The organism is Mycobacteroides salmoniphilum (assembly GCF_004924335.1).
Lineage (GTDB): Bacteria > Actinomycetota > Actinomycetes > Mycobacteriales > Mycobacteriaceae > Mycobacterium > Mycobacterium salmoniphilum.
On the sequence record NZ_CP024633.1, the window covers coordinates 1,863,265 to 1,876,064 of the forward strand.

Sequence of the window (12,800 nt, forward strand, 5' to 3'; positions counted from 1 at the left end):
GGCGACCTCTGGCAGAATTGGTCGCATGCGTGCGGTGCTGTGGGACATGGACGGCACGCTCATCGACTCGGAGAAGCTCTGGGATATCTCGATGGCCGAAACGTGCCGCAGGCTGGGCGGCGAGATGACTCCCGAGCTGCGCGCCGCACTGCTCGGCGGATCCGCCGAGGCCACCATGCAGATGATGTTCGCAGCGTTCGGGCTGGAGCCGGACCCCGAGCTGATGGCCCGTGAGAACGACTGGCTACACGAGTACACCGGCGAGCTCTTTGAAACCGATCTGACCTGGTGCGATGGCGCGCAGGACATGCTCACGCAGCTTGCCGCCGAGCAGGTACCCATGGCGCTGGTGACCAACACCATCCGATCGCTCACCAACCAGGCGCTCAAGACCATTGGCGCACAATGGTTTTCCGGAACCGTATGCGGTGACGAGGTGGTGCGCACCAAACCGGCCCCGGACCCGTACCTGCGGGCCGCGGCGCTGCTGGGCGTAGACCCGGCCGATTGCCTGGCCATCGAGGACTCGGTGACCGGTGCCGCCGCGGCCGAGGCGGCGGGTTGTGCGGTGCTGGTGGTGCCCAACCACGTCGAGGTGCCCGGCACTGATCGGCGCAGGCTTGCCACCACGTTGTCGGGGCTGTCTCCGGAGGACTTGCGACGTGCCCACGCTGACGTCCTGACGGCGACTACCTGCAAACCCATATGACTCGCCAGGGCCGGTCGTGACAGAATCGCCACCCGTGAAGACCTTCGAGGAGCTGTTCGCCGAGCTCAGTGACCGTGCCCGAACCCGGCCCGAGGGAAGTGGGACCGTCGCCGCACTCGACGCGGGTGTACACACCCTGGGCAAGAAGCTGCTCGAAGAGGCGGGCGAGGTGTGGCTGGCTGCCGAGCACGAGAGCGACGAGTCACTCGCCGAGGAGGTCAGCCAGCTGCTCTACTGGGCGCAAGTACTCCTGATTGCCCGCGGTCTCACCCTCGATGACGTCTACCGGAAGCTCTGACATGACCAGTGTGAACGGAGCCTTGCGCGTCGCTGTCCCCAATAAGGGGGCGCTCAGTGAGGCCGCGTCCGAGATTCTTTCCGAGGCCGGCTACCGGCGGCGCGGAGACGCCAAGGACCTCACGGTGCTCGATCCGCAGAACGACGTCGAGTTCTTCTTCTTGAGGCCCAAGGACATAGCGATCTACGTCGGCTCTGGCGAGCTGGATCTTGGTATTACCGGCCGCGACCTGATGATGGACTCCGATGCACCGGTGACCGAGCGACTCGCGCTGGGATTCGGTGGATCGACGTTCCGCTACGCCGCGCCCGCCGGGCGAGACTGGACGATTTACGACATCGCGGGAAAGCGGATCGCCACTGCCTACCCCAACCTGGTCCGAAAGGATCTGACCACCAAGGGAATCGAGGCCGATGTCATTCGGTTGGACGGTGCTGTCGAGATATCCATCCAGCTTGGCGTCGCCGATGTGATCGCCGATATCGTCGGTACCGGCCGCACCCTGCGCCAGCACGGACTGGTGGCCTTCGGTGAGTCGCTGTGCGATTCAGAGGCCGTGCTGATCGAGCGGGAGAACGCCGATCCGGCAACGGAAACGGCTCGCGCACAGCTGACGGCGCGCATCCAGGGTGTGGTGTTCGGTCAGCTGTATTTGATGCTTGACTATGACTGCCCGCGTGCGGTTCTGGACGAGGCACTCAAGGTGACGCCCGGTCTGGAATCTCCGACGTTGGCTCCGCTGGCCGACGAGAAGTGGGTGGCGGTGCGTGCCCTGGCCCCACGCAAGGGCGTCAATACCACCATGGATGCGCTGGCCGCGATCGGCGCGAAGGCCATCCTGGCCTCCGAAGTCAGGTTCTTCCGGGCCTAGTTTCCCGGGGTTTCCCGGATTCCTTCGCGAGTAGCCGCAGCTCGGCCTAGCATGGCCGTATGGCGCTGCACGTCCTCGTCTATAGCGATGACATCACGGTCCGGCGCAAGGTAATTGAGGGAATTGGCACACGGCCGGATTCCGCACTGCCGCCGCTGGAGTTTGTCGAGGTGGCCACCGGGCCCATGGTCATCGAACGCCTCGCCGCGGGCGGTATCGCCCTGGCGATCCTCGACGGTGAAGCGACGCCCTTCGGCGGGATGGGCGTGGCCAAGCAGGTCAAGGACGAGGTCGACGCGCCGCCTCCGATTGTGGTCCTGACCGGACGTCCGCAGGACAGCTGGCTGGCGAACTGGTCTCGCGCAGAAGGCGTGGTACCGCGGCCGATCGACCCGATGCGACTGACCGCGACGGTGATCGAGCTGCTAGGTTCGGCCGCCGCGACACACCGCTGACATCAGCCGTCCCAGGCCCTTCGGCTCACGTACTTAATTGCGCAAAACACCGTCAAACGGTGGCATGGATCAGGCGCCAACCGATAGTGTGTTTGTTAGGTCACATCTGTACTGGTCGGCAGCCCTCGACCACAGACAGCAATGACGCGGCAGCGTTGCCGATCCAGCACAGGGACCCGATCGATCGATTCGGGAGGCTGTTCTGCCATGGATGCATATGTACCGATCTTGGTGCTCGGCGCCATTGCGGTGGCCTTTGCCGTTTTCTCCATTGGGATTTCGTCATTCGTCGGTCCGCGCCGGTACAACCGCGCGAAGCTTGAGGCGTATGAATGCGGTATCGAGCCCACCCAGCACTCCATGGGCCGTGATCATCACGGTGCCGCCGTCGGCGGACACCGGGTGCCCGTGAAGTACTACCTCACCGCGATGTTGTTCATCATCTTCGATATCGAGATCGTCTTCTTGTATCCGTGGGCCGTCCACTTCGAGGCCCTCGGAGTGTTCGGACTGCTCGCAATGGCCCTGTTCATCGTCAACGTGTCGGTGGCGTACGCCTACGAATGGAGGCGCGGTGGCCTGAGCTGGGATTAGCCCCTGTGCGATCGGCGGGGCGGCGCGGAAGTCCTTGCAACATCACGAATAAGCACACCTGTCGGGAGAGCCATGGGTCTTGAGGAACAACTGCCTAGCGGATTTCTGCTGAGCACCGTCGAGGCGCTGGCGGGGTACGTGCGCAAAGGTTCGTTGTGGCCCGCCACCTTTGGACTGGCCTGCTGCGCCATCGAGATGATGTCGACTGCGGGCCCCCGATTCGACATCGCCCGCTTTGGCATGGAACGGTTCTCGGCGACACCCCGGCAGGCCGACCTCATGATCGTGGCGGGCAGGGTCAGTCAGAAGATGGCCCCGGTGTTGCGGCAGATCTATGACCAGATGGCTGAACCGAAATGGGTGCTCGCCATGGGGGTCTGTGCTTCTTCGGGCGGGATGTTCAATAACTATGCCATTGTCCAGGGTGTCGATCATGTTGTCCCCGTGGATATCTACCTTCCCGGTTGTCCGCCGCGCCCGGAAATGCTGCTGCACGCGATCTTGAAGCTGCACGAGAAGATCGGCCATATGCCGCTCGGGGCCAACCGTGAGGAAGTCATCCGCGAGACCGAGGCGGCGGCTCTCGCCGCCACGCCGACCTTCGAGATGAAGGGCCTGCTGCGGTGACGGGCGACGAGCAGAACCCCGGCGAGGTCATCGGGGTACGGCACGGGCTCTTCGGGGTCCACGGCAGTGGTGACACGTCGGGCTATGGCGGCCTGGTTCAGCCAATCTCCTTGCCGGTCAGCTCGGCCCGTCCCTATGGCGGGTACTTCGATCAGGTCGTGGACCGGCTGGAATCGGTGCTCTCGGAGCAGGAACACGTCACCTACGGGGACGCTATCGAGGGTGTCATCGTCTTTCGCGATCAGCTCACGATCCACGTCAGGGCCGAGCATCTGGTGCAGGTTGCCCAGTCCCTGCGGGATGACCCGGAACTGCGTTTCGAGCTCTGCCTCGGCGTCAGCGGTGTGCACTACCCCGAGGACACCGCGCGGGAACTACATGCCGTCTACCCACTCATGTCGATCACCTGGAATCGCCGTGTCCTACTCGAAGTAGCTGTGCCGGATGATAATCCGCATGTTCCGTCGCTGAATGCCGTGTACCCGACCACCGACTGGCATGAACGGGAAACGTACGACTTCTTCGGCATCGTCTTCGACGACCACCCCGCGTTGACGCGAATCGAAATGCCGGATGACTGGGAGGGGCATCCTCAGCGTAAGGACTATCCGCTCGGTGGTGTGCCTGTCGAATACCACGGGGCGACCATTGCGCCGCCCGATCAGCGGAGGTCCTACAACTAATGACAGCACAGCCCGAGACTCATCTCATGGCCGGTGGGCAGGACTGGGACGAGATCGTCACTGCCGCTGCGCAAGCCGGCGACGAGCGAATCGTCGTGAACATGGGCCCCCAGCATCCGTCGACCCACGGCGTGCTGCGGCTGATCCTGGAGATCGAGGGGGAGACGGTTACCGACGTGCGCTGCGGAATCGGCTACCTGCACACCGGTATCGAAAAGAATCTGGAGTACCGCACCTGGACACAGGGCGTCACCTTTGTGACCCGGATGGACTATCTGTCACCATTCTTCAACGAGACTGCCTACTGTCTGGGTGTCGAGAAGCTGCTCGACATCACCGACGAAATCCCGGAGCGTGCCACCGTGATTCGGGTGTTGATGATGGAACTCAATCGCATCTCCTCCCATCTGGTCGCACTCGCAACCGGTGGCATGGAGCTCGGTGCGATGACCGCGATGTTCCTCGGATTTCGCGAGCGCGAGATGATCCTGAAGGTGTTCGAAGCGGTCACCGGACTGCGCATGAACCACGCCTATGTCAGGCCCGGTGGGCTGGCGCAGGACCTGCCCGATGGCGCCGAGCAAGAGGTGCAGGATCTGCTGAATATCCTGCCCGGCAGGTTGCGCGACATGGAAAACCTGTTGAACGAGAACTACATCTGGAAGGCGCGGACCCAGGGCGTCGGATACCTGGATCTCACCGGTTGCATGGCATTGGGCATCACGGGTCCGGTGCTGCGGGCCACGGGGCTTGCGCATGATCTGCGACGTGCACAACCGTACTGCGGGTACGAGAACTATGACTTTGACGTCATCACCGATGGGGACTGCGACTCCTATGGCCGATATCTGATCCGGGTCAAGGAGATGCGCGAGTCCATCAAGATCGCTCAGCAGTGTCTGGATCGGTTGCGGCCAGGACCGATCATGGTGGACGACAAGAAGATCGCGTGGCCCGCCGACCTCTCGTCGGGCCCAGATGGATTAGGCAACTCACCCAAGCACATCGCCAAGATCATGGGCACCTCCATGGAGGGGCTGATCCACCACTTCAAGCTGGTGACCGAGGGGATCAGGGTGCCGGCCGGACAGGTGTACGTCGCCGTCGAGTCGCCACGCGGCGAGCTCGGGGTACATATGGTCAGTGATGGCGGAACCCGGCCCTACCGCGTGCATTTCCGCGATCCGTCGTTCACCAATCTGCAGGCTGTCTCGGCGATGTGTGAGGGCGGGATGGTGGCCGACCTGATCGCCGCGGTCGCGAGTATCGATCCGGTGATGGGTGGGGTGGACAGGTGAGCGAAGTATTCGTCGAACTCGGGAGCCGCCCGCCCGAGGATGAGGGCAGCTTCGCGGGGCGCACAACGTACCCGACGGAAGTGGTTTCACGGCTTGCCATCGACGCCAAGGAGATCCTTGACCGGTATCCGAGCCGTCGGTCGGCGTTGTTGCCGCTGCTGCACCTGGTGCAGTCCGAGGACGGTTATGTGACCATGGCCGGCATCGAATTCTGTGCCGGACACGTGGAACTGACATCCGCCGAGGTCACCGCGGTAGCGAGCTTTTACTCGATGTACCGGCGTGAGCCGACCGGCGACTATCTCGTCGGCGTATGCACCAACACGCTGTGCGCGGTGCTCGGTGGTGACGCGATCTTGACGCGGTTGGTCGATGAGCTCGGCGTCCCACCCGGCGGTACCACCGAGGACGGGAAGGTCACGCTCGAGCATGTCGAGTGCAACGCCGCCTGTGACTACGCGCCGGTGTTGATGGTCAATTGGGAGTTCTTCGACAACCAAACCCCGGATGGCGCGGTAGATCTGGTGGAAGACCTCCGTCGCGGCCGTGTTCCCGAGCCACGGCGCGGTGCGACACCGTGCACGTTCCGGCAGACCGCCCGGATCTTGGCCGGGTTCGCCGACGAGCGGCCCGACGCAGTCGCCGCGGCGCAGCCGGGTGACCCGACACTGGCGGGACTGCGACTGGCCAAGGAAGTACACGACGTACAAGGGGAGGCGCGGTGACGTCCACGATCTTGGCCCCGGTCCTGTCCGAGCACTGGGACGAGGCCGACTCCTGGACCCTCGGCGGGTATCTGCGCCATGAGGGCTATCAGGGCCTGCGCACCGCGCTGGGCATGGCACCGGATGCCGTCATCGCCCTGGTCAAGGACGCGGGTCTGCGTGGGCGGGGCGGCGCCGGATTCCCGACAGGCACCAAGTGGTCTTTCATTCCGCAGGGTGACGGCAAGCCGCACTACCTGGTGGTGAACGCGGACGAGTCAGAACCCGGTACCTGCAAAGACATTCCGTTGATGCTGGCGACACCGCACACCCTCATCGAGGGAATTGTCATTGCCGCCTATGCGATCCGTGCCGCACATGCCTTCATCTACGTGCGCGGTGAGGTCATCTCGGTGATCAGAAGGTTGCAGACCGCGGTGGCACAGGCCTATGAGGCGGGATACCTGGGCCGCAATATTCTTGATAGCGGTTTCGATCTGGAGCTGGTGGTGCACTCCGGTGCGGGCGCCTACATCTGCGGGGAAGAGACCGCGCTCTTGGACTCGCTGGAGGGACGCCGCGGCCAGCCGCGGCTGCGTCCCCCATTTCCCGCGGTTGCGGGTCTGTACGCCAGCCCGACGGTCGTCAACAACGTGGAGTCCATCGCGAGTGTCCCGGTCATCCTGAGACGTGGGGCCCAATGGTTCCGGACAATGGGATCGGAGAAATCACCGGGGTTCACGCTGTACTCGTTGTCCGGGCATGTGCGTACTCCGGGACAGTATGAGGCTCCACTCGGAGTGACGCTGCGCGAGCTCCTGGAGCTGGCTGGGGGAGTGCGCGACGGACACGGGCTCAAGTTCTGGACTCCCGGTGGTTCATCGACACCGTTGTTCACCGCCGAGCATCTGGATGTCCCGCTCGATTACGAGGGCGTGAGCGCAGCCGGTTCGATGCTGGGCACCAAGGCATTACAGATATTCGATGACACCACGTGCGTGGTGCGTGCGGTGCTGCGGTGGACCGAGTTCTACGCGCACGAGTCCTGTGGCAAGTGCACGCCTTGCCGTGAGGGCACCTATTGGCTGGTGCGCATCCTCCAGCGACTGGAATCCGGCGGGGGTTCCGCCGAAGACCTGGACAAACTTCTCGACGTCTCGGACATCGTGTTGGGTAAGTCCTTCTGCGCTCTCGGCGACGGCGCGGCGAGTCCGATCATGTCCTCGCTCAAGTACTTCCGCGGAGAGTATGAGGCACACCTGGAGAATGGATGCCCCTTCGACTCGGGGGCCAGCACCGTCTTCGGGGAGGGGGACCGATGACCGCCGTGGAAAGGGGGACCGGGGTTGAGCTGGTCACCGTCAACATCGACGGAACCAGCATCTCGGTGCCCAAGGGCACATTGGTCATTCGCGCGGCGGAGCTGATCGGTGTCCAGATTCCCCGGTTCTGCGATCACCCGCTCCTCGAGCCGGTGGGTGCGTGTCGCCAGTGCCTGGTCGAGGTGGAGGGGCAGCGTAAACCGTTGGCCGCCTGCACCACGACCGTCACCGACGAGATGGTGGTTCATACGCAGGTCACCTCCGCAGCAGCGCAGAAGGCGCAGAGCGGCGTGATGGAACTGCTGCTGATCAATCACCCACTCGACTGTCCGGTCTGCGATAAGGGCGGAGAGTGTCCGCTGCAGAACCAGGCCATGTCGACCGGTCGCGCCGAGACCCGGTTCGCCGAGGCCAAACGCACGTTTCCCAAGCCGATTCCCCTATCGACCGAGGTGCTACTCGATAGGGAGCGCTGTGTCCTGTGTGCACGTTGCACCCGGTTCTCCCAACAGGTGGCCGGCGACCCGTTTATCGAGTTACTCGAACGCGGTGCGCAACAACAGGTTGGCATCGCGAGCGACCAACCCTTCGATTCCTACTTCTCCGGCAATACCGTGCAGATCTGTCCCGTGGGTGCTCTCACCGGTGCGGCATATCGATTCCGGGCCCGCCCGTTCGATCTGGTGTCCACCCCCAGTGTGTGTGAGCACTGCGCGAGCGGATGTGCGCAGCGCACCGACCATCGGCGGGGAAAGGTGCTGCGGCGTCTGGCCGGTGACGATCCCGAAGTCAATGAGGAATGGAACTGCGATAAGGGGCGCTGGGCGTTCACGTACGCCACCGCGGGCGACCGCATCACCAATCCGATGATTCGTGACGAGTCCGGAAATCTGGTGGCGGTGTCCTGGCCACAGGCATTGGAAACCGCGGCAAAGGGTTTGGCGGACGCGGGTGCCAATGCCGGGGTCCTCACCGGTGGACGGCTCACCGTCGAAGATGCCTACGCCTACGTCAAGTTCGCCCGGATGGTGATAGGCACCAACAACATCGACTTCCGCGCTCGCGCGCATAGCGCCGAGGAGGCCGCGTTCCTCGGCGCGGGCGTCGCCGGGCACGGGATGACGCAGACGTATGCGGCTGTGGAGTCCGCGCCGGTGGTGCTGCTGGCGGGGTTCGAGCCGGAAGAGGAATCTCCCATCGTCTTCCTGCGGTTGCGCAAGGGAGTCCGCAAGCGGGGACTCAGGGTGCTCACCATCGCGCCCTTCGTCAGCCGCGGATCCACCAAGCTCTCTGCCGGTGTGATTGCCACCGTTCCCGGTAGTGAACCGGAAACCATCGTGGGCCTGGCTGATTCGGAACTCTTACGCCAGCCCGGGGCCGTGATCATGGCGGGGGAGCGGTTGGCGTGGATACCCGGAGCGCTGTCGGCCACAGCCCAGCTTGCCGCGAAGACTGGCGCGACACTGGTGTGGGTTCCGCGAAGAGCGGGGGAGCGTGGAGCCTTGGAAGCGGGGGCGCTGCCCAGGCTCCTGCCGGGTGGTCACCCAGTGTCGGACAGTGCGGCACGACGCTATGTCGCCGACAAGTGGGGAGTGATCGCACTGCCCGACATGCCCGGACTCGATGCCGCCGGCATGTTGGATCCCGGGAGCGGGCTCGACGCGTTCCTCGTCGGTGGCGTCGAACTGGCGGATCTTCCGTATCCCGCGGCTGCCGTCGGTGCGCTCAAGACAGGATTCGTGGTGAGCCTGGAGATGCGCCACGGCGCTGTCACCGAGCTCGCCGATGTGGTACTTCCGGTGGCGGCGGTCGCGGAGAAGTCGGGCAGCTTCGTGAATTGGGAAGGCAGGCTGAGACCTTTCCAGACCACTCTGGACGCCAGTGATGCCCTCGACGATCTCAGAGTGCTTGCCGCGCTGTCTCGGCGGATGGATCGCCCGATCGGCCTGAACCACGCACACGAGGCGCTCGCCGAGCTCGCGGACATCGGGCCGTGGGAGGGCGCGCGGGAAACCCCGGGGCCGGTCCGGGCGACCGCCAGGCCACGGCCCGAGGCGGGAGAGGCGGTTTTGGCGTCCTGGCGGTTGCTGCTGGACGCCGGTCGGCTGCAGGACGGCGAACAGTTCCTTGCCGGTACCGCGCACACCACGGAGGTGCGGTTATCGGAGGCCACCGCACGCGAGATCGGTGCCGCTGACGGCGAATCGGTGACCGTGCGCAGTATGTCGGAGTCGATCCAGGGTGCCATTACCCTGCCGCTGCGGATCACCGAGATGCCGGACAGGGTTGTGTGGGTGCCGATGCGCTCGGCCGGGTCGGAGGTTCATCAGCAGCTCGGTCCCGCGCTCGGGCAAGTGGTCCGAATCGAGGTGGCAGCATGACGGGCAAGACGGACTTGTCACAGTTCGGAATCGACCCGCTCTGGCTCGTGATCCTGAAATGTGTTGCGGTATTTGTCTTCCTGGTGCTGACCGTGCTCGTGGCGATTCTTGTCGAGCGCAAGGTGCTTGCCTGGATGCAGCGCCGCATCGGTCCCAACAGGGTGGGCCCGTTCGGACTGCTGCAGAGCCTGGCCGACGGCGTGAAACTGGCCCTCAAGGAGGGCCTGACCCCGGCCGGCGTCGACAAGCCGATCTATCTCCTGGCGCCCATCATCTCTGTGGTGCCGGCGATCGTCGCGTACGCGGTCATTCCGTTCGGTCCCGTGGTCTCGTTCTTCGGGCATCGCACACCACTTCAGCTCACCGATCTACCGGTGGCGATTCTTTTCGTGCTAGCGGTCACTTCCGTGGGCGTCTACGGGATTGTGTTGGGTGGCTGGGCATCCGGATCTACCTACCCGCTGCTCGGTGGATTGCGGTCCTCCGCGCAGGTGATTTCCTACGAGATCGCGATGGGCCTGACGTTCGCGGCGGTGTTCCTGCTGGCCGGAACGATGTCGACGTCGGGGATCGTCGCGGCGCAGGCCGGCCGTTGGTATGTCTTCCTCCTGCTGCCGTCATTCTTGGTGTACGTCACCGCCATGGTCGGCGAGACCAACCGAGCACCTTTCGACCTGCCCGAAGCGGAGGGTGAGCTGGTCGGCGGCTTCCATACCGAATACTCCTCGCTGCGCTTCGCGATGTTCATGCTCGCCGAATACATCAACATGGCAACGGTTTCCGGGTTGGCGGCAACCATGTTCCTTGGTGGCTGGCACGCGCCGTGGCCGTTGAGCCTGATGGACGGTGCGAACACCTCATGGTGGCCAGTGCTGTGGTTCGTGGCCAAGGTCTGGGGCTTCATGTTCCTGTTCATGTGGCTGCGCGCCACATTGCCGCGGCTGCGCTATGACCAGTTCATGCGGTTGGGCTGGGAGGTCCTGATCCCGGTGGCGCTGGTGTGGATCGTCGTCGTCGCAGTGGTGCAGGCCATGGCGCTCTATGGATACGGAAATCCGTCGATCATCCTCGGGGTCACCGGCGTCGCGTTCTCGGTGGGCAGTATCGCCCTGGTGGGTGTCGTGTCGCGGCGCCCCGAATCGCTAAAACCCATGCTGTCCAGCAGCTTCGATCCGATGGCCGGCGGATTCCCGGTGCCGCCGCTGCCCGGGCAGCACGTCGGCGCGGGCCCGGGCCCGACCACAAAGGAGGACGCACATGCCTGATCTTCTGCGACATTCGGTCGATGCCATGGCGGGGTTCTGGGTGACCTTCTCGTCGATGTTCAAAAAGCGGCTCACCGAGCAATACCCTGAGAAGAAGGAGCCCACCGCACCGCGGTATCACGGACGGCATCAACTCAACCGGTACACCGATGGGCTCGAGAAATGTATCGGTTGCGAGCTGTGCGCCTGGGCATGTCCGGCCGATGCCATATTTGTCGAGGGCGCCGACAATTCCGAGGACGAACGCTTCTCGCCGGGTGAGCGATACGGTCGGGTGTACCAGATCAACTATCTGCGGTGCATCGGTTGCGGGCTGTGTATCGAGGCATGCCCGACCCGCGCGCTGACCATGACCAACGACTACGAGATGGCCGATGACAACCGGTCCGACCTCATCTATGGCAAGGACAAACTGCTGGCACCGTTGCAGCCCGGAATGGCGCCGCCCCCACACGCGATGTACCCGGGCACCACCGACACGGACTACTACCTGGGCAACCTGCCTCAGGCGGGGGAGGACGTCAGGTGAGCTTCGATGTGGTGGCCGGACATGTGACAGTGCTTGCGGTCGAGGGGATCTCGCGCACGCCGACGTGGGAAGGGGTGACATTCTGGGTGCTTGGCACCATCGCCGTGCTGGGCGCGCTGGGCGTGATCGCCGCACCCAAGGCGGTGTACTCGGCGATCTTTCTCGCCATGACCATGGTCATTCTCGCGGTGTTCTTCGTGGCCCAGGGCGCGCTGTTTCTTGGTGTCGCCCAGGTCGTGGTGTACACCGGCGCGGTCATGATGCTGTTCTTGTTCGTCCTCATGTTCGTGGGCGTAGATTCCTCCGACTCCCTGGTGGAGACCCTGCCGGGGCAGCGGGTGGGTGCCATCGCGGCCGGGCTGGGGTTCGGGATGCTGGCCGTCGCGGGCATCGGAAATGCCTCCACCACAGCGTTCGTCGGGCTTGATCAAGCCAACAGTCGCGGCAACGTGGAGGGTCTGGCCGAACGCATCTTTATCGACTACCTGTGGACGTTCGAACTCACCGGCGCACTATTGATCACCGCGACAATCGGCGCGATGGTGCTGGCGCACCGCGAGAAGCTGGGGCAGACGGGCGGACAGCGCGAGTTGGCGATTCGGCGCTTCCAGCATGGCGACCGTGCCACGCCATTGCCCAATCCGGGTGTGTACGCACGGCACAACGCTGTCGATGTGCCCGCGCTGCTTCCCGACGGGTCATACTCCGAGTTATCGGTCAGCGGTGTGCTCACCCCGCGAGACATGGAGGCACGGTGAATCCCGGCAATTACCTCTATCTGGCTGCGCTCATCTTCACCATCGGGGCCGCAGGCGTGATGTTGCGCCGCAACGCGATCGTGGTCTTCATGAGTGTCGAGCTGATGCTCAACGCGGCCAACCTGGCGTTCGTCACCTTCGCCCGGATGCACGGGAATCTCGACGGCCAGGTCATCGCATTCTTCACCATGGTGGTCGCGGCCACAGAAGTGGTTGTGGGACTGGGGATCATCATGACCATCTTCCGCACCCGCAGGTCGGCCTCGGTCGACGACGCCGATCTATTGAGATTCTAGGGATAGTTCA

General features: G+C 64.0%; 15 protein-coding genes. All 15 read left to right on the top strand.

Going from position 1 to position 12,800, the window contains the following annotated elements:
- Positions 1–25: 25 nt before the first annotated feature.
- The 15 genes from DSM43276_RS09250 to nuoK all read left to right on the top strand — a co-directional run bounded on the left by DSM43276_RS09250 (position 26) and on the right by nuoK (position 12,790).
- Complete coding sequence (locus tag DSM43276_RS09250; RefSeq protein ID WP_078329145.1) at positions 26–709, top strand: HAD family hydrolase; 684 nt, start codon at positions 26–28, stop codon at positions 707–709.
- Positions 710–725: 16 nt separating this feature from the next.
- The gene (locus DSM43276_RS09255; RefSeq protein WP_176126497.1) at positions 726–1,007 is read left to right on the top strand and encodes a phosphoribosyl-ATP diphosphatase; all 282 of its coding nucleotides are present in this window, start codon (positions 726–728) and stop codon (positions 1,005–1,007) included.
- Position 1,008: 1 nt separating this feature from the next.
- The gene (hisG, locus tag DSM43276_RS09260) at positions 1,009–1,878 is read left to right on the top strand and encodes an ATP phosphoribosyltransferase (protein WP_078329144.1); all 870 of its coding nucleotides are present in this window, start codon (positions 1,009–1,011) and stop codon (positions 1,876–1,878) included.
- Positions 1,879–1,937: 59 nt separating this feature from the next.
- A complete protein-coding gene (locus DSM43276_RS09265; protein WP_078329143.1) occupies positions 1,938–2,333 on the top strand; it encodes a hypothetical protein in 396 nt (131 codons plus the stop codon).
- A gap of 207 nt (positions 2,334–2,540) precedes the next feature.
- A complete protein-coding gene (locus tag DSM43276_RS09270) occupies positions 2,541–2,927 on the top strand; it encodes an NADH-quinone oxidoreductase subunit A (protein WP_078329142.1) in 387 nt (128 codons plus the stop codon).
- Positions 2,928–2,999: 72 nt separating this feature from the next.
- On the top strand, positions 3,000–3,554 hold the full coding sequence (locus tag DSM43276_RS09275; RefSeq protein ID WP_078326371.1) for a NuoB/complex I 20 kDa subunit family protein: 555 nt from the start codon (positions 3,000–3,002) through the stop codon (positions 3,552–3,554).
- Entirely contained in the window at positions 3,551–4,237 is a 687-nt protein-coding gene (locus DSM43276_RS09280; protein WP_078329141.1) for an NADH-quinone oxidoreductase subunit C, read from the top strand. Before DSM43276_RS09275 ends, DSM43276_RS09280 begins: the two co-directional genes overlap by 4 nt.
- Positions 4,238–4,263: 26 nt before the next feature.
- Positions 4,264–5,535, top strand: a complete 1,272-nt coding sequence (nuoD, locus tag DSM43276_RS09285) for an NADH dehydrogenase (quinone) subunit D (protein ID WP_412458651.1) — start codon at positions 4,264–4,266, stop codon at positions 5,533–5,535.
- Positions 5,532–6,260 carry an NADH-quinone oxidoreductase subunit NuoE gene (nuoE, locus tag DSM43276_RS09290; RefSeq protein ID WP_078329139.1) on the top strand — a complete coding sequence of 243 codons (729 nt, stop codon included), beginning with the start codon at positions 5,532–5,534 and terminating at the stop codon, positions 6,258–6,260. The genes nuoD and nuoE overlap by 4 nt, the downstream gene beginning before the upstream one ends.
- Positions 6,257–7,561, top strand: a complete 1,305-nt coding sequence (gene nuoF / locus DSM43276_RS09295; protein WP_078329138.1) for an NADH-quinone oxidoreductase subunit NuoF — start codon at positions 6,257–6,259, stop codon at positions 7,559–7,561. The genes nuoE and nuoF overlap by 4 nt, the downstream gene beginning before the upstream one ends.
- Entirely contained in the window at positions 7,558–9,942 is a 2,385-nt protein-coding gene (locus DSM43276_RS09300) for an NADH-quinone oxidoreductase subunit G (protein ID WP_078329137.1), read from the top strand. Before nuoF ends, DSM43276_RS09300 begins: the two co-directional genes overlap by 4 nt.
- Positions 9,939–11,207 (top strand): NADH-quinone oxidoreductase subunit NuoH, encoded by a 1,269-nt coding sequence (gene nuoH, locus DSM43276_RS09305; protein ID WP_078329136.1) that lies wholly within the window; start codon positions 9,939–9,941, stop codon positions 11,205–11,207. The genes DSM43276_RS09300 and nuoH overlap by 4 nt, the downstream gene beginning before the upstream one ends.
- Positions 11,200–11,736, top strand: coding sequence for an NADH-quinone oxidoreductase subunit NuoI (nuoI, locus tag DSM43276_RS09310; RefSeq protein ID WP_078329135.1), 537 nt, complete (start codon positions 11,200–11,202; stop codon positions 11,734–11,736). The genes nuoH and nuoI overlap by 8 nt, the downstream gene beginning before the upstream one ends.
- Positions 11,737–11,765: 29 nt before the next feature.
- Positions 11,766–12,494 (top strand): NADH-quinone oxidoreductase subunit J, encoded by a 729-nt coding sequence (locus DSM43276_RS09315; RefSeq protein ID WP_078329193.1) that lies wholly within the window; start codon positions 11,766–11,768, stop codon positions 12,492–12,494.
- A complete protein-coding gene (nuoK, locus tag DSM43276_RS09320; RefSeq protein WP_078326363.1) occupies positions 12,491–12,790 on the top strand; it encodes an NADH-quinone oxidoreductase subunit NuoK in 300 nt (99 codons plus the stop codon). The genes DSM43276_RS09315 and nuoK overlap by 4 nt, the downstream gene beginning before the upstream one ends.
- The last annotated feature ends 10 nt before the right edge of the window (positions 12,791–12,800 follow it).